The organism is Brevundimonas naejangsanensis DSM 23858, assembly GCF_000421705.1.
Lineage (GTDB): Bacteria > Pseudomonadota > Alphaproteobacteria > Caulobacterales > Caulobacteraceae > Brevundimonas > Brevundimonas naejangsanensis.
In genome coordinates this window covers 25978-45772 of record NZ_ATXN01000004.1, presented here as the reverse complement: position 1 = coordinate 45772, position 19795 = coordinate 25978, and the positions used below count along the sequence as shown (strand labels likewise).

15 protein-coding genes and 1 tRNA gene are annotated in these 19795 nt (G+C 67.2%); 12 read left to right on the top strand and 4 right to left on the bottom strand.

Annotated elements, in window-relative coordinates:
• The first annotated feature begins 42 nt into the window (after positions 1–42).
• Together H556_RS0109725 and H556_RS0109720 are read left to right on the top strand one after the other, a co-directional pair.
• Complete coding sequence (locus H556_RS0109725) at positions 43–435, top strand: response regulator (protein WP_029673484.1); 393 nt, start codon at positions 43–45, stop codon at positions 433–435.
• Entirely contained in the window at positions 432–1244 is an 813-nt protein-coding gene (locus tag H556_RS0109720) for a CheR family methyltransferase (protein WP_024354233.1), read from the top strand. Before H556_RS0109725 ends, H556_RS0109720 begins: the two co-directional genes overlap by 4 nt.
• A 16-nt stretch (positions 1245–1260) precedes the next feature.
• On the opposite strand, the gene H556_RS0109715 is transcribed toward H556_RS0109720, so the two are convergent.
• Positions 1261–2664, bottom strand: coding sequence for a metallophosphoesterase (locus tag H556_RS0109715; RefSeq protein WP_024354232.1), 1404 nt, complete (start codon positions 2662–2664; stop codon positions 1261–1263).
• A 241-nt stretch (positions 2665–2905) separates the two neighbouring features.
• On the opposite strand from H556_RS0109715, the gene H556_RS0109710 reads away from it, so the two are divergent.
• The 3 genes from H556_RS0109710 (at position 2906) to H556_RS0109700 (ending at position 8231) form a co-directional block, all read left to right on the top strand.
• Positions 2906–5152: a TonB-dependent receptor gene (locus H556_RS0109710; protein ID WP_024354231.1), complete on the top strand. Its 2247-nt coding sequence runs from the start codon at positions 2906–2908 to the stop codon at positions 5150–5152.
• Between the two features lie 112 nt (positions 5153–5264).
• On the top strand, positions 5265–7163 hold the full coding sequence (locus tag H556_RS0109705) for a M20/M25/M40 family metallo-hydrolase (protein ID WP_024354230.1): 1899 nt from the start codon (positions 5265–5267) through the stop codon (positions 7161–7163).
• A gap of 48 nt (positions 7164–7211) precedes the next feature.
• Positions 7212–8231 carry an NAD-dependent epimerase gene (locus H556_RS0109700; RefSeq protein WP_024354229.1) on the top strand — a complete coding sequence of 340 codons (1020 nt, stop codon included), beginning with the start codon at positions 7212–7214 and terminating at the stop codon, positions 8229–8231.
• On the opposite strand, the gene H556_RS0109695 is transcribed toward H556_RS0109700, so the two are convergent.
• Both H556_RS0109695 and H556_RS0109690 read right to left on the bottom strand, forming a co-directional pair.
• Positions 8228–8470, bottom strand: coding sequence for a hypothetical protein (locus H556_RS0109695; protein WP_024354228.1), 243 nt, complete (start codon positions 8468–8470; stop codon positions 8228–8230). The genes H556_RS0109700 and H556_RS0109695 overlap by 4 nt on opposite strands.
• A gap of 104 nt (positions 8471–8574) precedes the next feature.
• Positions 8575–8650 (bottom strand) — tRNA-Ala (locus tag H556_RS0109690).
• A 122-nt stretch (positions 8651–8772) separates the two neighbouring features.
• Here H556_RS0109690 and H556_RS0109685 point away from each other — a divergent pair.
• The 5 genes from H556_RS0109685 to hisS all read left to right on the top strand — a co-directional run bounded on the left by H556_RS0109685 (position 8773) and on the right by hisS (position 13485).
• Entirely contained in the window at positions 8773–9078 is a 306-nt protein-coding gene (locus H556_RS0109685; RefSeq protein ID WP_003168329.1) for a YggT family protein, read from the top strand.
• 149 nt (positions 9079–9227) lie between these two features.
• Positions 9228–10106: a 3-hydroxybutyryl-CoA dehydrogenase gene (locus H556_RS0109680; protein WP_024354227.1), complete on the top strand. Its 879-nt coding sequence runs from the start codon at positions 9228–9230 to the stop codon at positions 10104–10106.
• Positions 10106–10672: a hypothetical protein gene (locus H556_RS0109675; protein ID WP_024354226.1), complete on the top strand. Its 567-nt coding sequence runs from the start codon at positions 10106–10108 to the stop codon at positions 10670–10672. Before H556_RS0109680 ends, H556_RS0109675 begins: the two co-directional genes overlap by 1 nt.
• A gap of 62 nt (positions 10673–10734) precedes the next feature.
• On the top strand, positions 10735–11955 hold the full coding sequence (locus H556_RS0109670; protein ID WP_024354225.1) for a DUF418 domain-containing protein: 1221 nt from the start codon (positions 10735–10737) through the stop codon (positions 11953–11955).
• Between the two features lie 57 nt (positions 11956–12012).
• Positions 12013–13485 carry a histidine--tRNA ligase gene (gene hisS / locus H556_RS0109665; RefSeq protein ID WP_024354224.1) on the top strand — a complete coding sequence of 491 codons (1473 nt, stop codon included), beginning with the start codon at positions 12013–12015 and terminating at the stop codon, positions 13483–13485.
• A 353-nt stretch (positions 13486–13838) separates the two neighbouring features.
• On the opposite strand, the gene H556_RS0109660 is transcribed toward hisS, so the two are convergent.
• Positions 13839–15965, bottom strand: coding sequence for a M13 family metallopeptidase (locus tag H556_RS0109660; protein WP_024354223.1), 2127 nt, complete (start codon positions 15963–15965; stop codon positions 13839–13841).
• A gap of 484 nt (positions 15966–16449) precedes the next feature.
• On the opposite strand from H556_RS0109660, the gene H556_RS0109655 reads away from it, so the two are divergent.
• Together H556_RS0109655 and H556_RS0109650 are read left to right on the top strand one after the other, a co-directional pair.
• Positions 16450–17055, top strand: coding sequence for a TetR/AcrR family transcriptional regulator (locus tag H556_RS0109655; protein WP_051130257.1), 606 nt, complete (start codon positions 16450–16452; stop codon positions 17053–17055).
• A gap of 192 nt (positions 17056–17247) precedes the next feature.
• A complete protein-coding gene (locus H556_RS0109650) occupies positions 17248–19692 on the top strand; it encodes a membrane-bound PQQ-dependent dehydrogenase, glucose/quinate/shikimate family (protein ID WP_024354221.1) in 2445 nt (814 codons plus the stop codon).
• Positions 19693–19795: the final 103 nt, after the last annotated feature.

Here is a 19795-nt window from a genome sequence, read left to right as displayed (position 1 = left end):
CCATTCTGACGTGAATATCGTCGTTATTCGCTTTTCGCGAGAATGAGTCCCGTGGACCCCAAGACCTGTCTGATCGTCGATGACAGCCGGATCATCCGCAAGGTGGCCCGTCGCATCCTCGAAGACCTCGCCTTTGAGGTGCAGGAGGCGGCTGACGGCGCCGAGGCGCTGGAGGTCTGCGTCGGCGCCATGCCGGACGTGGTGCTGTTGGACTGGCAGATGCCGATCATGGACGGGATGACCTTTCTGGGCCGCCTGCGCGCCCTGCCCGACGGGCGCGATCCCAAGGTGCTGTTCTGCTCGGTCGAGACGCGCGCCGACCGCATCGCCGAAGCCCTGTCCGCCGGGGCGGACGAATATGTTATGAAGCCGTTCGACGGCGACATCCTGCAGTCCAAGCTCGCCGAAGTGGGAGCGATTCAGTCGCCGTCATGACGCCGGAGGATTTTGAACGTCTTCAAGCTCTGCTGGCCTCGCGCGCGGGATACCGCCTGTCGCGAGAGCGGATGCAACTGGCCGAACATCGGCTGGGGCCGGTCGCGCGCCGTGAAGGCTATCACAACGTCGAGGCCATGCTGGCCAGCCTGTGGAGCCGCCCGGTGGCGTCGCTCGGCTGGGGGGTGATCGAGGCCCTGCTGAACGGCGAGACCTGGTTCCGGCGCGACCGGGCGACCTTTGAAGTGCTGGAGCGCGAGCTCTTGCCCGCCCTGACGGCGGCGCGCGGCGGGCCGGTGCGGATCTGGTCGGCGGGCGCCGGTTCGGGTCAGGAAGCCTATTCGCTGGCCATCGCCGCCCTTGAGGCCGGTGCGCGGGTCGAGGTGCTGGCCACGGATCTGTCGCGTCAGGCGATCGAGAAGGCCTTGTCGGGCCTCTACAGCTCCTTCGAGATTCAGCGGGGGCTGTCGGCGCGGACCATGCTGCGCTGGTTCGAGCAGGTCGATGATCAGTGGCGGGCGCTGCCGGAACTGCGCGCAGCCATTACCTTCAAACGCGCCAATCTGCTGGACGAGCCGCGCGACGAGGGGCGTTTCGACATCATCTTCTGCCGTCATGTGCTCGGCGACATGACGCCTGAACGACGGCCTCGTCTGCTGGACGGGCTGGAGCGGCGGCTGGTTGATGACGGCTGCCTGTTCCTGGGCATGGACGAGCGCCCCGACGGCGACAGCATCGCCTTCAGACCCGTGGCGGGACGGCGCGGCCTCTATGTGAAGTCGCCCTCGGCCTATCGTCGGGCGGCCTGACGTTCAAGTATGACGTTCAGGCCTGCAACAGGCCCTGCGCCGCGACGGCCTTGACGCCGGGGCCGGGAACCTCGGTGAAATCCAGATCGGCGACACCGAAATACTCCTGCTGGTTCAGGGCGCACCAGTCGGTGGTGACGATGCGGATCGTATCGCGCTTCTCGTCGCCCTGAACCGCGCCGTAGACGAAGTCGCCGGTGCGTCGCGCGAAGGGCATGACGCGGTCCTGATTGGCCAGGGCGGTCAGTTCGCTGAGGCGCGCGGCCGGAACCTCGGCGGCCATCAGCTTGCCGTCGAACCGCACGACGGCGTCGAAGGCGTAGCGGCTGACCGGCCCGGCGGGCAGGCCCGTCCCCAGCGTCGTATGGCCGATGAAGCCCGCCTGGGCTCCGGCGAAACGGGCGAAGGCGGCGGCCACGGCGCGGCCGGTGTCGCCCAGCGACAGGGCGGCGGGACTGGTCCCCAGGACGGCGCGTTCCTGCACGGTCAGATGCTGCTCCAGCGTCGTGCGGATAAGGGCGGCCAGAGCCGGGTCGGCGGGACCGTTCAGGGTAATGCTGCGTGACTGGGCCCGAACGCTTCCATCGCTGAGATAGTCGGCCGCCGTATAGGCGTTGTTCCACGATCCGGTGTGGGCGTAGAGGCCGCGGCCCAGCGGCTCCTGAAACAGCAGATGGTTGTGTCCGCCGATCATCAGGGCGCCGTCGGGAAGGGCGGACAGCATCCCCCGGTCGCCCGCCACGCCGGCGTGGCTCATCACCAGCGTCAGGTCTGCGCCGTCCAGCAGCGGCGGCAGGTGGGCGCGCGCCCAGTCGGTCGGGTCGGGGATCGACAGCCAGTCGCGGCTGTCCTTGGGATAGGTGTTCAGCGAATTCGTGCCGAATCCGATGATGCGCAGGTGTCGCTGGCCCAAGGCGATCTCGGTTGCGGCGGGGGCGTAGGGCTGACCGGTGCGCGCGTCGATGATGTTGCTGATGACGCTGATCCCCAGCCCGCGCATTCTCGCGACCACGTCGTGCAGGTCAGGCGTCAGATCGTTGTCATGGTTGCCCAGATTGACCACCGTCGGCGCGATGGAGGGCAGGGCGGTCAGAAAGGCCCAGTCGATCGCGCCCTGCGACCGCACCGAGACGACATTGCCATGCTCGAAGATGTCGCCGTCCAGAGCGATCAGGTGCGGAACCGGCTGGCTGCGCACCTCGGCGCGCAGGGCGGCCAGTACCTGGGCGCTGCGCTCATAGGCCGAATGCAGGTCGGACATGGCCAGAACGCGGGCCAGAACGCGGGCCAAAACTCGGGCGCGCGCGCGGCCGATAACCGAGGCGGACTCATCGCGGCCGAACGCGGGCGTTGCACAGATCAGGGGCAGGGCGGCGGCGCCCGCGAGGAAACGTCGGCGGGAGGGGGCGACGGGGGGCATGAGCGTCTCCTGCGGCGTTCAGCGAGGTTCGGGCGCAGCCGATCTGCTTTGCATGTCCTGCTGCGGCGCACAATGTCGCAACCTGGTCGGGAATGAATCGAACGCCGGTTTCCTTTGGCCTGTGGCTCTGTCGCGAAAGGTTCATGCGGGGCGGCGCTTCTGGGCTGGAAACAGTTGGGCTTCGGGCCTAGGGGCTGCGGCGAATTAACCCGCCCAAGATCATCAAGAAGGGGATATCTCGATGACGCGTCTCTCAGTTCTCGCCGCCTCCGCCAGCGGCCTGGCTCTGCTGCTTTCCACACCAGCTTTGGCCCAATCGTCCGATGCTCAGGCTGAGCAGGCCGCCGCTGTCGGCGACATCGTCGTCACCGCCCAGCGCCGTAGCGAAAGCATCCGCGACGTGCCCTTCGCCGTCACCGCCATGAACACCGAGACGCTGAACGCCGTGAACGCCGGCGGCGGCGACATCCTGCAACTGTCGGGCCGGGTGCCCAGCCTGCAGGTCGAAAGCTCCAACGGCCGCTACGCCCCGCGCTTCTATATCCGCGGCCTGGGCAATGTGGACTTCGACTTCACCGCCTCTCAGCCGGTGTCGATGGTGATGGACGAACTGGTTCTGGAAAGCGTCTACCTGAAGGGCTTCCCCCTGTTCGACGTGAAGCAGCTGGAAGTGCTGCGCGGACCGCAGGGCACCCTGTTCGGCCGCAACACCCCGGCGGGCGTGATCAAGATCGACACCACCAAGCCGGGCGATGATTTCACCGGCTTCGGCTCGATCACCTACGGCAACTACGGCTCGACCCGGGCCGAGGCGGCTGTGACCCTGCCGGCCTCGGATACGCTGTCGGTCCGCGTCGCGGCCCTGTGGAACCACCGCGACGACTATATCAACAACGCCTATGACGCCCCCTTCGCCAAGAAGGACGGCAAGGACCTGGGCAATTTCGACGATGTGGCGGGCCGCATCCATGTCGCCTGGACCCCGACCGACCGCCTGTCGACCCTGCTGACCCTGCAGGCGCGCGACTATGTGGGCACCGGCACGATGAACCGCGCCAACGTCCTGACCAAGGGCTCGAACAAGCTGAACGACAACTTCGACCGCGAGACGGTCTGGTATGACGGCGGCCGCAACAACTTCCAGAAGCAGCAGACCACCTCCCAGTCGCTGCAGGTCGCCTATGATTTCGGCCCGGCGACCCTGACCGGCGTGGTCGGCTCCTTCCAGGGCTGGTCCCAGGGCGACGGCGACATCGACGGCGGCGTCTCGGCCGGCGCCCCGGCGGGCGCGGGTTACAAGACCCCGTTCCCGGTCGAGTCGGGCACCCTGTCCAGCGACCTGCTGCAGAATACCTATGAGCTGCGCCTGACCTCGAACGGCGCGGGCCGTCTGGGCTGGCAGGTCGGCGCCTTCTATTGGGACGAGCGCATCAACCTGGTGTCGGGCACGTTCGACGGCGTCGGCGGGATCATGCCGACCAAGGTCACCGACATCGTGCAGAAGTCGGACTCCTGGTCGGTCTTCGGTCAGGCCAACTATCAGGTCACGGACGCTCTGAAGCTGACCGGCGGCCTGCGCTATACCGACGACAGCCGCGACTATCACGGCCGCATCGTGGTCGGCACGCCCGCCAATGCAGAAGGCCAGGTCTCGGTCGGCGACGAGCAGGTCAGCTGGGACGTCAGCGCCCTGTATGAGGTCAACGACAGCCTGAACCTGTTCGCCCGCGTGGCCAGCGGCTATCGCGGTCCGTCGATCCAGGGCCGCAACCTGCCGGTGCTGACCACGGCGGATTCGGAAACGGTCATGTCCTATGAGACCGGCTTCAAGGCCCGCCTGTGGGACGGCCGCGCCCGTCTGAACGCCACGGCCTATCTGTATGACGTCAAGGACATGCAGTTCACGGCCATCGGCGGCATCGACAATTCCAACCGCCTGATCAACGCCGACAAGGGTCAGGGGTACGGTCTGGAGATCGACGGCGACGTCTATCTGGGCGCGGGCTTCACCCTGGCGGGCGGCGTGGCGTGGAACCACACCGAGATCAAGGACAAGGACCTGCTGGTCGCCATCTGCGGCAACCACCTGTGCACCATCACCGACCCCATGGTGAATGTCGGCGGCACGGATCGCGCCAACATCGACGGCAATCCCTTCCCGCAGGCGCCGGAGTATTCGGCCAACCTGACCCTGTCCTACGTCCGCCCGATCGGCGACGATCAGGAACTGTTCGCCTCGACCGACTGGGTGATGCAGAAGGACTTCAACCTCTTCCTCTATGAGGCGGTCGAGTTCCGTCAGGCTGCCAACTTCGAAGGCGGCCTGCGCGCAGGCTGGCGCGACCTGAACCGGGGTCTGGAGGCGGCCGTCTATGTCCGCAACATCACGGACGAGGCCAATGTCATCGGCGCCATCGACTTCAACAACCTGACGGCCTTCGTCAACGAGCCGCGCATGTACGGCGTGGAGCTGTCGAAGCGCTTCTAAGCCTTCACCGGCTGACCAAACTTGAGGGCGGCGGCGGGGAGACCCGTCGCCGCCCTCTTGCCATCCGGCGTTCGCTTGGTCCTACTGCCGCTCGGATCGGGGAGGATCTCTCATGCGGCTGGCCCTGCTGTTCGGATCGCTGACGCTCGCCTTCTTGCTGGCGGTGTGGACCACTCAGACGCCGAAGCCCCGACCGGCGGACGCGCCCGCCGTCGCCTTCTCGGCCGGGCGGGCGATGATCGACATCCAACAGATCGCCCGCGCCCCGCACCCGGTCGGCTCGCCGGAACATGCGCGGGTCCGCGCCTATCTGAACGACCGCCTGACGCAGCTGGGGCTTCAGGTCAGCGAGCAGGCGGGACCGCTGTCGCCCGCCTCGGTCAAGCGGCTGGAGCGCGCAGGCGGCGATCCCGGTGCGGCGGACAATCAGGCGGTCAATCTGATCGGCGTCCTGCCGGGCAAGGATCGCGAGCAGCCCGCCGTCATGCTGATGGCCCATTACGACACTGTGGTCGGCTCGCCCGGCGCGGCCGACGATTCGGCCGGGGTCTCCGCCATTCTGGAGGCGGTGCGGGCGATCCAGGCGCGCGGCCCGGCCGAGCGCGACCTCGTCGTCCTGCTGACCGATGCGGAGGAACTGGGCCTGGACGGGGCGCGGGTCTTCTTCGGCGGCCATCCCTTGCGTGATCGCATCGGGGCGGTGGTCAATCTTGAGGCGCGAGGCGGCGGCGGCCGCGCCGCCATGTTCGAGACCGGGCGCGAGGCGGGGCCGACGGTCCAACTGTTCCGCCGTGCGGCGGCGAAAGCCGACGGGGGGACCACCGCCACCTCCATCGCCGCCTTCATGTATGAGCGGATGCCCAACGGCACCGACTTCACCGTGCCCAAGGACCGGGGGATCGGCGGGCTGAACCTGGCCTTCATCGGCCGCCCTGACCAGTATCACGCCGCAAACGCCACGCCCGCCAATCTCGATCAGGGCGCGGTGCAGCACCTCGGTTCTCAGGCGCTGGAGGCGGCCGACGCCTTGCTGCGCGCGTCCAGCCTGCCGTCCAAGGGCGAGAACCTGGTCTATGCCGACGTCTTCGGCCGCTGGATGATCGCACATAAGCAGGCGACGGGCTGGGTCTTGCTGGCTCTTGCTGCGGCCTTGGGCGGTTTTGCGGCCTGGCGGGCGCGGCGAGGCGCAGGGCTGACGGCGAAGCAGGTCGGTTTGGGCGCGCTGGACGGGCTGTGGTTCCTGACCGGCGGCGTCATCCTGCTGCAGGCGACGCGCCTGCTCGCCGGGCCGATGTCGAGCCGCGCCGCCTCGCCCGACGTCTATTACACCCTGCTGCGCCGCCTGCCGTGGATGGAGGCGGGGGCGGTCTTGGCGATTGTCGCTCTAGCGCTGCTTCTTCTGACAGGCGCGCGCCGGACGCGGCCGCGCGTGACGGGCGGGGCGCTCGCCGTCTTGACCGCCGTGGTCCTGATCATCGGCGGGTTCAGCCCCGTGCTGCTGGGGCTGGGCGTCGTCGCGGTCGGCCTGTCGCTATGGCCGGGCCAAGAACGGCCCCAGGACGAGCGGTCGGCCTGGGGCGGCTGGCTGGGTCTCATCGCTCTGGTCTTCGTCTTTGGCTGCGCCCTGCAGGGGGCGGCGCCCGAGGCGGCCCTGCTGTTCGTCTGGCCGGTGTTGCTAGCGGCGACGGCGGCGGCGCTGGCGGCGATGATCGACCCCAGTCTGACGCGGCCGCTCGGCCTCCTGCCGCCGGCGGTCACGACAGTGCTGGGCGGGGCCTGGCTGGCGGGGATCGGCCACTTCGTCTTCCTGGGCGTGGGGATGGACCTGCCGGGCGCCCTGGCCCTGGTCGCCCTGTTGGTCCTGCTGTTCGCCCGGCCTTTGGCGCCGGAGACAAGAAGGGCGCGTCTGATGCTGTTCGCAGCCGCGGCTTGCATGATCGCAGGCGTAGGACTGAATGTTTCGGCCCAGCTTCTGGCTCCCGCGCCCGCCGTGGCTGAAGCGCTGCCTTAAGGCGCCGACGCTGGCGTCCGACCGCGCGACCGTTTATCGCAGCCGATCATGAGCGATCCCGTCCTGGTCACCGGCTCCGCCGGCTTCATCGGCTTCCATACCGCCCGGCGTCTGCTGGAGCGGGGCGAACGCGTTATCGGGCTGGACAACCTCAACGCCTATTATGACCCGACGCTGAAGCAGGCCCGGCTGGCCCAGCTTCAGGCCTATTCGCACTACCGCCATCACACGCTGGATCTGGCCGACCGCGACGGCGTCGCCGCCCTGTTCGCCGAGCACCAGCCGCGCCGGGTGGTCCATCTCGCCGCCCAGGCGGGCGTCCGCTACAGCTTGGAAGCGCCCGAGACCTATGTCGATTCCAACGTCGTCGGCTTCCTCAGCATTCTAGAAGGTTGCCGCGCGGTCGGGGCCGCCAATCTGGTCTTCGCCTCGACCAGTTCGGTGTTCGGCGCCAACCGCGCCCTGCCCTTCTCGGTGCGACAGCCCGCGGATCATCCGCTGACCGTCTATGCGGCGACCAAGCTGGCCAATGAGGCCATGGCCCATTCCTACGCCCACCTGTTCGGCTTTCCGGCGACGGGGCTGCGGTTCTTCACCGTCTATGGCCCTTGGGGGCGGCCGGACATGGCCCTGTTCAAATTCACCCGCGCTATCCTGAAAGACGAGCCGATTGACGTCTATGGCGAGGGGCGGATGAGCCGCGACTTCACCTATGTCGACGACATTGTCACCAGCGTGGTGGCCGCCCTCGACCGTCCGGCCGCCATCGACCAGACATGGGACGCGACCGCGCCCAACCCGGCCACCAGCGGCGTCGCTCCCTGGCGCATCCTGAACCTGGGCGCGGGCCGCCCGGTGCCGCTGATGCGCTATATCGAGGTTCTAGAGACCAAGCTGGGCCGCAAGGCCAAGCTGAACCTTATGCCCATGCAGGACGGCGACGTGGCCGACACCGAGGCGGACGTGACCGACACCCTGGCCGCCCTCGACTATACCCCCTCGACCCCGGTGGAGGAGGGCGTCGCCCGCTTCGTCGACTGGTACTGCAACTTCTACCGCGAAAACTAACCCTGGCCGCCAGGTGCGCAGTTCGAGCCGGCGGTTTCGGGCTTGCGACGTCCCATGGTCCAGTTGGCCATCATCCTGACCTTTGGGTTGGGCGCACACCAAATCTCGCCGCTCTCATTGATGGCGGTGACCCAGATCAGATTATGCTCCTGGCCATAATCGATAACGGCGAAGGCGTAGCCGGCCCCCTTGTCCTGAACGTGGATCGGAAGAGGCGGGTCGAGCTGGGTAAAGGTCATGGCGCGTCCTATGGCCATGAAGAACGCCCGGTTTTCCACTGGGTTGCCGCAGCGCCGTCAACCACTGGGCGTCGGCTATATTCGCCATCCATTGGGTCGGTGCCTGGTGGAGCCGAGGGGAGTCGAACCCCTGACCTCGTCATTGCGAACGACGCGCTCTACCAACTGAGCTACGGCCCCGACCGACAGGCAGGCGCGGGACATAGAAGCGTCCAGGGGGGCGTGTCAACGGGCCGCGCACGAATCCTTGGCGATCGGCGGCCGGGCCGCTAGAAGCGGCGTGAACGTAGCAGGAGTTTCTCATGGGTTTCGCCCTTGTCTGGCTGGTGAACGCCGTCGTCACCCTGATGATCTGGTGCATCATCGCCTCGGCGATCCTGAGCTGGCTGTTCGCCTTCGACGTGGTCAATCCGCGCAACCGCCTCGTCGGCCAGATCGCCTATGTGCTGGATACGGTGACGCGTCCGATCCTGGGGCCGATCCAGCGGGTGGTGCCGCCGCTGGGCGGCATCGACATCACGCCGATCATCGCCCTGCTGGCGTTGCAGTTCCTGAGCGTGTTGTTCAACCGGACGGTCGCGCCGATGCTGATCATGTCGCTGGGCTGAGGCTGAAGTTGAGGCGGGGACGTCGTTGAACCGGGGCCACGGGAACGGGGATTCGGCGTCCGGCGCCCATTTCCGCCCTTGCGCGGCGCGAACGGGCTCCTAAGGTGCCGACGACAGGTCACTGGCGGACCGTATACAATGCGTAATTCATGACTACCATCAGGACAGTCGCCGTCATCGGCGCCGGGCAAATGGGTTCGGGCATCGCTCAGGTGGTGGCCGCCGGCGGCTATGAGGTGAAGCTGTACGACATTGCACCGGGCCGGGTGACTCTGGCCTTGGGCGAGATCGCGGCCAGCCTGGCGCGGCGCGCGACGCGCGGCCTGTCGACCGAGGCGGAGGCCCAGGCCGCCCTTCAGCGCATCAGCGCCGTGGCGACCCTGGCCGAGGCGGCCAAGGCCGATCTGGTCATCGAGGCCGCGTCCGAGGAAGAGGCCGTCAAGAAGGGCGTCTTCACCGAGCTGACGCCGCTGCTGGGTCCGGATACGCTGCTGGCGTCCAATACCTCGTCGATCTCCATCACCCGCCTGGCCTCGGTGACGGATCGGCCCGAGCGTTTCATCGGCCTGCACTTCATGAAGCCGGCGCCGACGATGAAGCTGGTCGAACTGGTGCGCGGCATCGCCACCTCGGCCTCGACCTTCGAGACGGCGGTCGCCTTCGCCGAGAGCCTCGGCAAGATCACGACCGAGTCCGAGGACTTTCCGGCCTTCATCGTCAACCGCATCCTGGTGCCGATGATGAATGAGGCGGTCTATGTGCTGTACGAGGGCGTCGGCGACGTGGCCTCGATCGACAAGGCGCTGAAGCTGGGCGCCAACCACCCGATGGGGCCGCTGGAGCTGGCGGACTTCATGGGGCTGGACGTGGCCCTGGCCATCATGAACGTGCTGTACGAAGGGCTGGCCGACAGCAAATACCGGCCCTGTCCGCTGCTGGTGAAATATGTCGAGGCCGGCTGGCTGGGCAAGAAGAGCGGGCGCGGCTTCTACGACTATTCCGGCGAGACGCCGGTTCCGACCCGCTGATGGCCGGCGCCCTTCCCTCCCTGCCGGGCCTGAAGCGCGTGGCGCCGCGGCGCGGCGCGGGCGCCCTGGTTCCGGCCGCCCTGGCGGCGGCGGCCTGGCCTCCGGCGATCCTGACCCTGTTCATCTGGCCGCCCGAGAACTGGTGGTCGGGCGTAGACACGGACTGGCGGCTGGTGATGCTGGCGGTCGGACTGATCGCGGCGCCGGTCGGGCTGTGGCTGCTGCTGAACAGCCACGCCAGGACGGGCCGTCCATCGACGCGGTTGGGGGTGGTCTGCCGCTTCACCGTGTTCGGCGGCCTGCTGGCGGCGGCGATGCAGGCGATCATGGCTGTGATCATGGCGACCCTGGCGGGCGCTGCGTCGCAGAGCCTGGTTCAGGGGTTGGGGGCGATCGAGACGGCGCTGTTGATCTATGGCGTGGCGGGACTGCCTTTGGCCGTCATGGTGGGCGTCAGCTATGCGCTGTGGGGCGGCCTGTGCGTCGCCTGGCTGGGTTTTGTCCCGGCGCCTGTCGTCAAGAACCGCATGGGCGTGCTGCAGGAGCGGGACGTTACCGGAATTTAACGTGAACTGCGGCGGCGGTCCCGCCTAAGCCTCGAACTCTTCACGCAGGGATAGGGGCGAGCATGAGGGACCAGGTCGAGATGACCCAGCCGAAGCCGGTGGCGGCGGACCAGCGGATCGTCACGCTGGACGTGCTGCGCGGCGCCGCGGTGCTGGGCATTCTGGCGGTCAATGCGGCCGCCTTCGCCTTGCCGATGATGGCGATTGAGATGACCAGCGGCCAGTCGCCCTTTCCGGCGGGGCCGGATGCGTCGGGCGTGGCGCAATGGATCATCGCCGTCTTCTTCCGCCAGAAATTCGTCACCCTGTTCTCCATGCTGTTCGGCGTCTCGATCTTCCTGGTCGGCGGCGAGCGGGGCGATGAGGCGAAGGGGCGCGTCCTGCGTCGCCGCCTGCTGTTCCTGGCCCTGTTCGGCCTGATCCACGGCGCGGCCTTCTGGTACGGCGACATCCTGTTGCTCTACGCCTGGTCGGGCCTGTTTGTGATGATGATGCGGTCGATGCCGGCCAGGCGGCTGATCTGGATCGGAGCGGGGGCGACCGTCGCCCTGGCGACCCTGCAGGCCGGGCTGATGCTGCTGACGGCGCATTTCCCCGAGGCGATGAGCAGCGGCGGGGCTTCTGACGGAGCGGTGGCCGCGTCCATCGCCGCCTATCAGAGCGGCTGGGCCGGCGCAGCGCTGGAGAATCTGAAGGCGTGGGCGATCAGCCAGGGCATGAGCCTGCTGATGTATGTGTTTTCGACGGTTCCGCTGATGATGCTGGGGCTGGGCCTGTTCAAGGCGGGGTTCTTCCACGGCCGGATGTCGATGCGCGTCTATGGACTGTTGATGGCGGGCGGGGCTGTGGTGCTGGCCCTGCTGGGCGTGCTGGAATGGCTGGAGATTCAGGCTGGGGCCGAGGTCGAGGCGACCGGCGGTTGGGCGATGGCGGTCGGTTCCTATCCGCTGATCATCACCCTGGGCTATGCGTCGGTGCTGATCCTGGCGACGACGCGCGGCGTGGGCTGGCTGCGCAAGCTGCTGGCGCCGGTGGGACGAATGGCCTTCACCAACTATCTGACCCAGACCCTGATCATGACGACGATCTTCTACATGCCGTGGGGACCGCGCCTGTTCGGCCAGGTCGACTATCCGATGCAGTGGGCCATCGTCGTCGGCGTCTGGGCGCTGCAACTGATCTGGTCGCCGCTGTGGCTGTCGAAGTTCACCATGGGGCCGTTCGAGTGGCTGTGGCGGCGCCTCAGCTATGGGCGCGATCTGCCGCTGCGCCGCACGGCCTGAGAGCGTCGCGCGGACTGTGAGTTGCGGCGGCGGAACTGATGGCTTAATCGCCGCCCCATGACCGACGAAGCCTCCAACCGCCCCGAAGCCCGCGCTCCCCGCGGGTTCGCCGACCGTCGCGGCCGCGACCTGACCGCCGAGCGCCGCATCGTCGCGCGCGTGTCCGAAGTCTATGAGCGCTGGGGCTTCGAGGCGCTGGAGACTCCGGCGTTCGAATACGCCGACGCTCTGGGCAAGTTCCTGCCGGACGCCGACCGTCCGAACGAGGGCGTCTTCGCGCTTCAGGACGATGACGATCAGTGGATGGCTCTGCGCTACGACCACACGGCGCCGTTGGCCCGTTTCGCCGCCCAGAACTGGGAGATCTTGCCCAAGCCGTTCCGCCGCTACGCTTATGGGCCGGTGTGGCGTAATGAGAAGCCGGGGCCGGGCCGCTTCCGCGAGTTCTGGCAGTGCGACGCCGACACTGTCGGCTCGGACCGGCCGGAGGCTGACGCCGAGATCATCGCCATGGGCTGCGAGGGCCTGCGCGCGGCGGGGCTGGCGGCCGGGCAGGCGGTGATCCGCGTCTCCAACCGCAAGCTGTTCGACGGCCTGTTCGATGCGGGCGGGATCACGGATCCGATGCAGCGGCTGACCGCCCTGCGCGCAGTGGACAAATACGACCGCCTGGGCGTCGAGGGCGTGCGCCTGCTGCTGGGCGAGGGCCGTCTGGACGAATCCGGCGACTATACCAAGGGCGCCAACCTGCCTGCCTCGGTGATCGGCGCGATCGAAGCCTTCCTGGCCTCGGCCGAGGCGCCGGGTCTCAGCCGTGCTGGCGTGCTGGACGCCGTATCGGGCGCGGCCCTGGGCGCCGCGGGCGAAGAGGCGCTCAAGGAACTGGCCGCCATCGACCGCGCCCTGACCGCCATGGGCGTTTCGCAGGACGACGTGCGCTTCGATCCGACCATCGTGCGCGGGTTGGAATACTACACCGGCGCGGTGTTCGAGGCCGAGTTGCTGCTGGACACCAAGGACGAAAAGGGCCGGGCCGTGCGCTTCGGCTCGATCGGCGGCGGCGGGCGCTATGACGATCTTGTGTCGCGCTTCACCGGCCAGTCGACCCCGGCGACGGGCTTCTCCTTTGGCGTGTCGCGCCTGGCCTCGGCCCTGCGCGCGGCCGGACGCGGCGCCGAGGACGCGACGCGCGGGCCGGTGGTGGCCATCGTCTTCTCCGAGGACGACATGCAGCACTATCTGGACGCCGTGTCCGAACTGCGCGCGGCGGGCATCGCCGCTGAGCTCTATCTGGGCCGGGCGGGCATGAAGGCGCAGATGAAGTACGCCGACCGTCGCGGGGCGCCGGCCGCCGTCATCCTGGGCGGGGACGAGATCGCCGCCGGTCAGGTGACGATCAAGGATCTGGATGCGGGACGCGCCCGCGCCGCCGCCATCGCGGACAACGACGCCTGGAAGGCGGAACGTCCCGGACAGCAGACCGTGGCGCGCGATCAACTGGTGGCCGTGGTGCGCTCCATTATCGAATAACCTTCGATAATATCCATGACGACGTCGTGACTTATCAGCGTTTAGTCATAAAAGCGTAGGCTTTCGGCGCTCGCTTGGTTGACGCGCCCCGGCCAATGGCGTCATTTGGTCTCACTCAAGAGGCGCAGCGGCGAGCCGCAGCGACATCTTGAAGGCGTTTCGGGGAGGAAACGTCCGCTCCTGAGAGAGCGTGAAGGCCCGCTGCGATGTATCCCCCGCAGCGGGCTTTTTCATGCCTGAAGCTCAACGACTATCGAAGAGTGTTCGAGAATGTGTGCGCTGCGGTGCGGCGTCCATGAAAAAAGGGCCGGAGCGTCGCGGCTCCGGCCCTCTTCATTCAGCAGGCGGCGTCCTTACCAGATGCGGACGCGATCTTCTGGGGTCAGGTAGTATTTGTCGCCCGGCTTGACGCCGAAGGCCTCGTACCAGGCGTCGATATTGCGCACGGGGCCGATGACGCGGAACTCGGCCGGGCTGTGCGGATCGGTGGCGATCTGGTTCTTCAGCGCGTCCTCGCGGTACTTCGACTGCCAGACCTGCGCCCAGCCGTAGAAGAAGCGCTGGTCGCCCGTCACGCCGTCGATAACCGGCGCCGGCTGGCCGTTCAGCGACAGGTGATAGGCCTCCAGGCCCACCGCCGTGCCGGCGGCGTCGCCGATGTTCTCGCCCATCGTCAGGCCGCCGTTGACGTGGAAGCCGGGCAGGGGCTCGAACTCATCATACTGGGCGCCCAGGCGGGTGGTCAGGGCCTTGAAGTTGGCCTTGTCCTCTTCGGTCCACCAGTTGCGCAGCACGCCGTCGCCGTCGGACTTGGAGCCCTGATCGTCGAAGCCGTGGCCGATCTCGTGGCCGATCACGCCGCCGATGCCGCCGTAGTTGACGGCCGGGTCCGCGTCCGGATCGAAGAAGGGCGGCTGCAGGATCGCCGCGGGGAAGACGATCTCGTTATTGGCCGAGTTATAATAGGCGTTCACCGTCTGCGGGGTCATGCCCCACTCGTCCTTGTCGACCGGCTGGTCGAGGCGCGACAGACGGTAGTTCCACTGGAACTGACCCATGCGCTGGCTGTTGCCGAACAGGTCGTCGGCCTTGATCTCCAGCGCCGAATAGTCGCGCCACTTGTTCGGGTAGCCGATCTTGACGGTGAATTTCTGCAGCTTCTCCTGAGCCGCCGCCTTGGTCTCGGCGCCCATCCACGTCAGGTTGTCGATGCGGTGCGACAGGGCGGTGCGCAGATTGGCGACCAGTTCTTCCATCTTGGCCTTGGATTCGGCCGGGAAGTATTCGGCGACGTACAGACGGCCCGCCGCCTCGCCCAGGGCGCCCTCGGCGAAGCTGATGGCGCGCTTTTCACGGCTGCGCTGTTCGGGCTGGCCCGACAGGTCGCGCGAACGGAATTCCCACTGGGCGTCGGAGAAGCGCTTGGACAGGGCGCCCGCCGCATCGTCGGTGGTGTGGAAGGCCTGCCAGGCCTGCAGGGTCGCGACCGGCGTCTGGGCGAAGACGGCGGCGATCTTGGGCATAGCCGTGTTCTGGCGCACGATCAGGCGGTCGATCGAGCCCAGACCGGCGGCGTTGAAATAGCCGTTCCAGTCGAAGCCCGGCGCGTCGGCGGCCAGGGTCTGGATCGAGTATTCATTATAGGTCTTGTCGCGGTCGCGGCTTTCCACCGGGGTCCAGTGGGCTTCGGCGATCTGGTCCTCAAGGGCGACGATGGCGGCGGCCGAACCGGCGGGATCGTTCCAGCCGATATTGGTCAGCATTCGCTCGACATAGGCCTGATACTTCTCCTTCTTATCGGCGAAGCGGGCGTCCAGATAATAGTCGCGGTTGGGCAGCCCCAGGCCCGACTGGCCCGTAGCCACGACGTACCGGGTCGGGTTCTTCTGGTCGATCGTGATGCCGGTGCCGAAGAGAGACGACCCGACGCGGCCCTGGGTCTGGCCCATATAGGCGGCGATCTTCTCATGGGTGTCGGCGGCGCGGATGGCGGCCAGGAACGGCTGCAGCGGCTGGGCGTCCAGCGCCTCGATGCGCGCCTCGTCCATATAGGAACGGTAGGCGTCGGCGATCTTCTGCTCGTCGGAGCCAGCCGTCAGGTCAGAGCGGCCCGCCAGGCCTTGCACCAGTTCCTTCATCCGGTTGTCGGACAGTTCGCGCAGCAGGGCGAAGGAGCCGTAGGAGGTGCGGTCCGACGGGATGGTCAGCTTGTCGAAGGCGGCGCCGTTGGCGTAGCGGAAGAAGCTGTCGCCCGGCTTCACCGAGGTGTCGCGGCCCGTCAGGTCGAAGCCCCAGGTCCCGTATTTGGGCGCTTCGGTTCCCTGCCAGCCCGAAGCGCCGCCTGAGGCGTCCGGAGTCTGGAACAGTTCGAAGACGGTGCAGGCGTCGTCGATGCAGGCATGGTCGTGACCATCGCCCGCCAGGGCGGCGGCGGGCGCCAGAAGGGCGACAGCGGCTACGCCGACAAGCAGTTTCTTCATGGATGTTTCCTCGTTTTCAGCCCCTGGGGCCTCGGGCGCGAACCCTAGGCCGGAAGCGCGGAGCCCTGTCTTAAAAAAAATTCATCCAGAGAGCGAGGGGCGTGGCGAAGGAGGGACCGCAGCGGCGGGGGGCGGACACTTGCCGACGCTCCAGTAGAGGTCTGTAAGAGTAAAGTCTCGCTGGGATGAGGCCCGTCATTGTAACATCGCGCCGCGGCTATTCGTATAATTGCGTAGTGTTCTTGATTGCCCGGCGAGGGCAGGGCAGAGATTTTTGCCAGCCGCGACCCATTTTGGTCATTGTTCGGTGATGAAAGTTCGCCCTTAGTTTCAGGGGCGCCCGTCGTCTTCAAAGTTCGGGCCGGGTCGAACGACGCGGTCTGGATTGGCGAGCGCGCCGCCCATTTAAGCCCAGAGCCACCTGTCTATGCGCGTGCCCTCCCCCTCTCTTGCTGAAACCGTCGAAAACGTTGCGCCTCCGCGGATGAATCGCCGCCAGGCGGCGAAGGTTCGTACGCGCCTCAAGGTGCTGGATGCGGCGCGGACCCTCTTCGCCGAGCGCGGCTATGACGCGGCGACGATCCGCGACATCGCCAAGGGCGCCGGAATGTCGACCGGCGCGGTCTTCGCCAACTTCCAGGATAAGGCCGAACTGTTCGAGACGGTCTTCTCCGAGGAAATGGAAGGCCTGCTGAACGACATGCGGACCGGCGCTGCGGGCGTTGAAGGCCGCGTCACGGATCGCCTGACCGCCGCTCTGACGGCCGGTTATCATCGCTCGCTGGGGCATCTGCCGCTGATGCAGGCGATGGTCGCGCGCTCCTGGTTCCAGCCGGAAGACGCCGATCAGCGCTCGCGCGCCTTCGTCGGTCCGCTGGTTCTGTGGATTCAGGACCTGCTTCAGGCGGCCGTGGGTGAAGGCGAGCTGCGCCAGGACATCGACCAGACCCTGCTGCCGCGCATGATCTGGGACACCTTCATCTCCAACTTCCGCTACGCCGCCTATGACGGCTGGGGCGTTGAGGAATTGACCCCCCACATGCGCAAGCAGCTGGACCTGATCCTGTCCAGCCAGATGGCGCGCCAGTAAGCCCAACGCTTTCTGATCCTCTTTAAGGGCCGCTTGCTTCGGGCGAGCGGCCCTTTTTGCATCCGTGGACTGACAGGCGCGCCAACGACGGCGTCGGGCGCGCCCTCATCTTCCTGTCGGCGCGACGGAACGTCGCGGCTGTTCGCGTGTTGCGTCCTTTCAAGGCCAAGCTGCGGGAACAGGAGGGGCGAGATGCCATCCATCGAGCGTGGACGCGGATTCGGAAGCGTCCTGGTAAGGCTTCTGGGCATTGTCATCGCCCTGATCGGACTGACGCTGACCATAGGCGGGGGCCAGCTGATCATGCTGGGCGGATCGGCCTATTATCTGATCGTCGGCCTGTTGATGATCGTGTCGGGCGGACTTCTGGCCCTGCTCAGACCCCTGGGCGCCTGGCTCTATGTCGCCATCTTCATCGGCACCGTCGTCTGGGCGCTGTGGGAGGTCGGGTTGAACGGCTGGGCCCTGGTGCCGCGCGTCGTGGCGCCGCTGGTGCTGCTGATCGCCGTGGTCTTCAGCCTTCCGGTGCTGAAGCGCGACGGAGGCGGCGGTCGACTGGTGCTCAGCGGACTGGCGGCCATCGTCGTCTTCGGCCTGATTTCCGGCGTGGTGGTGGCTCAGGCCAACAAGGCCAGGGTGTTGAGCCCCGTGCCCGGCGCGGCGAGCGGCGGCGCGGGCGACCCGGCGGTGCTGAAGGTCGGCGCGGACTGGCCTGCCTGGGGCGGTTCGGACAGCGCCCAGCGCTATTCGCCGCTGAACCAGATCACCAAGGACAATGTGAAGGGCTTGCAGCGCGCCTGGACCTTCCGCACCGGCGACCTGCCGGATGAGCGCTGGGGCGCCGAGACGACCCCGCTGAAGGTCGGCGACACCCTGTATCTATGCTCGGCCCGCAACCGGCTGTTCGCGGTCGATGCGGCGACGGGCAAGCAGAAGTGGACCTATGACCCCAAGGTCGCCGACGACCAGATTCCCTATACCGCCGCCTGCCGCGGCGTGACCTATTACGCCGCGCCCAATGTCGACGCGGCCCAGCCCTGCGCGACGCGCATCATAGAGGGCACGCTGGACGGACGCCTGGTGGCCGTGGACGCCCGCACGGGCGCGCCCTGCGCCGGGTTCGGAACCAACGGCGAGGTCAGCATCAAGCACGGCATGGGCGACCCCTATCCGGGCATGGTGTCGATCACCTCGGCGCCGGTGATCGTGCGCGGGGTGGTGGTGACCGGCCATCAGGTGCTGGACGGGCAGAAGCGATGGAACGCGTCTGGCGTCATTCAGGGCTTCGACGCCATGACGGGCGAACTGCGCTTCGCCTGGGACATGATGCGTCCCGATATCACGACCCTGCCGCCCAAGGGCGAGACCTATACGCCCGGCACGCCGAACATGTGGACCACGGCGACAGCCGATGAGGCGCTCGGCCTGGTTTTCCTGCCGATGGGCAACTCCTCGGCGGACTATTATTCCGGACTGCGCCGTCCGGCGGAGAATGAATATTCGACCTCTCTGGTCGCGCTGGACGTGACCACGGGCAAGCCGCGCTGGCATTTCCAGACGGTGCGCAAGGACGTCTGGGACTATGACCTCGGCTCGCAGGCGACTCTGGTCGACATGCCGGTCAACGGGACCATGGTTCCGGCGGTGATCCTGCCGTCCAAACAGGGCGATCTCTACATTCTGGACCGCCGCACCGGCCAGCCGCTGCACAAGGTGGAGGAGCGCCGCGTGCCGCAGGGCGGCGTCGAGCCGTCGCAGCGCAGCCCGACCCAGCCCTTCTCCCTGTTCCACACGCTGAGAAAGGCCGACCTGACCGAGCGTGACATGTGGGGCATGTCGCCGATCGACCAGATGGTCTGCCGCATCCAGTTCCGTCAGGCGGCCTATGACGGCTACTTCACCCCGCCGACGGCGGACCGCTACTGGATCCAGTACCCGGGCTATAATGGCGGTTCGGACTGGGGCGGGGTGGCGGTCGATCCGGCGCGCGGCGTGATCGTGGCCAACTACAACGACATGCCCAATCACAACCGCCTAGTGCCTCGTGCAGAGGCCGACCGTCTGGGCTGGTTCCCGCGCGACGACCCCCGCTACATCGAGCGCGAGAAGGAGGCGGCCAACCGCGGCGGCAATCTGTCGAAGTCCAAGGCCGAGGGCGCGGGCGATCCCCAGATGGGCGTACCCTACGCCATCGACGTCAATGCGGGCTGGCGGGTCAAGTTTACCGGCCTGCTGTGCAAACAGCCCCCCTATGGCGGGATGCGAGCCATCGATCTGAAGAGCGGCCGCACCCTGTGGGATCGTCCGTTCGGCACCGCGAGGAAGAACGGACCGTTCGGCATCCCCTCCATGCTGCCGCTGGAGATCGGCACGCCGAACAACGGCGGCTCGGCGGTGACGGCGGGCGGGCTGATCTTCATCGCCGCCGCGACGGACGATCTGATCCGGGCCATCGACATCGAGACCGGCAAGACGGTGTGGTCGGACGTGCTTCCGGCAGGCGGTCAGGCCAATCCGATGATCTATGAGCAGAATGGGCGCCAGTATCTGGTCATCATGGCCGGCGGGCATCACTTCATGGAGACGCCGCGCGGGGATTATGTGATCGCCTATGCGCTCCCTGAAAGGGGCGCATAAGCACTCTTTTTGGGGGCCTATCGCCCTTCGGGCTGCTTGAGGCCCGGTTTAAGTCTGCGTCATCCCGGAAGCGGCGGAGCCGCTATCCGGGACCGCCCGAGAC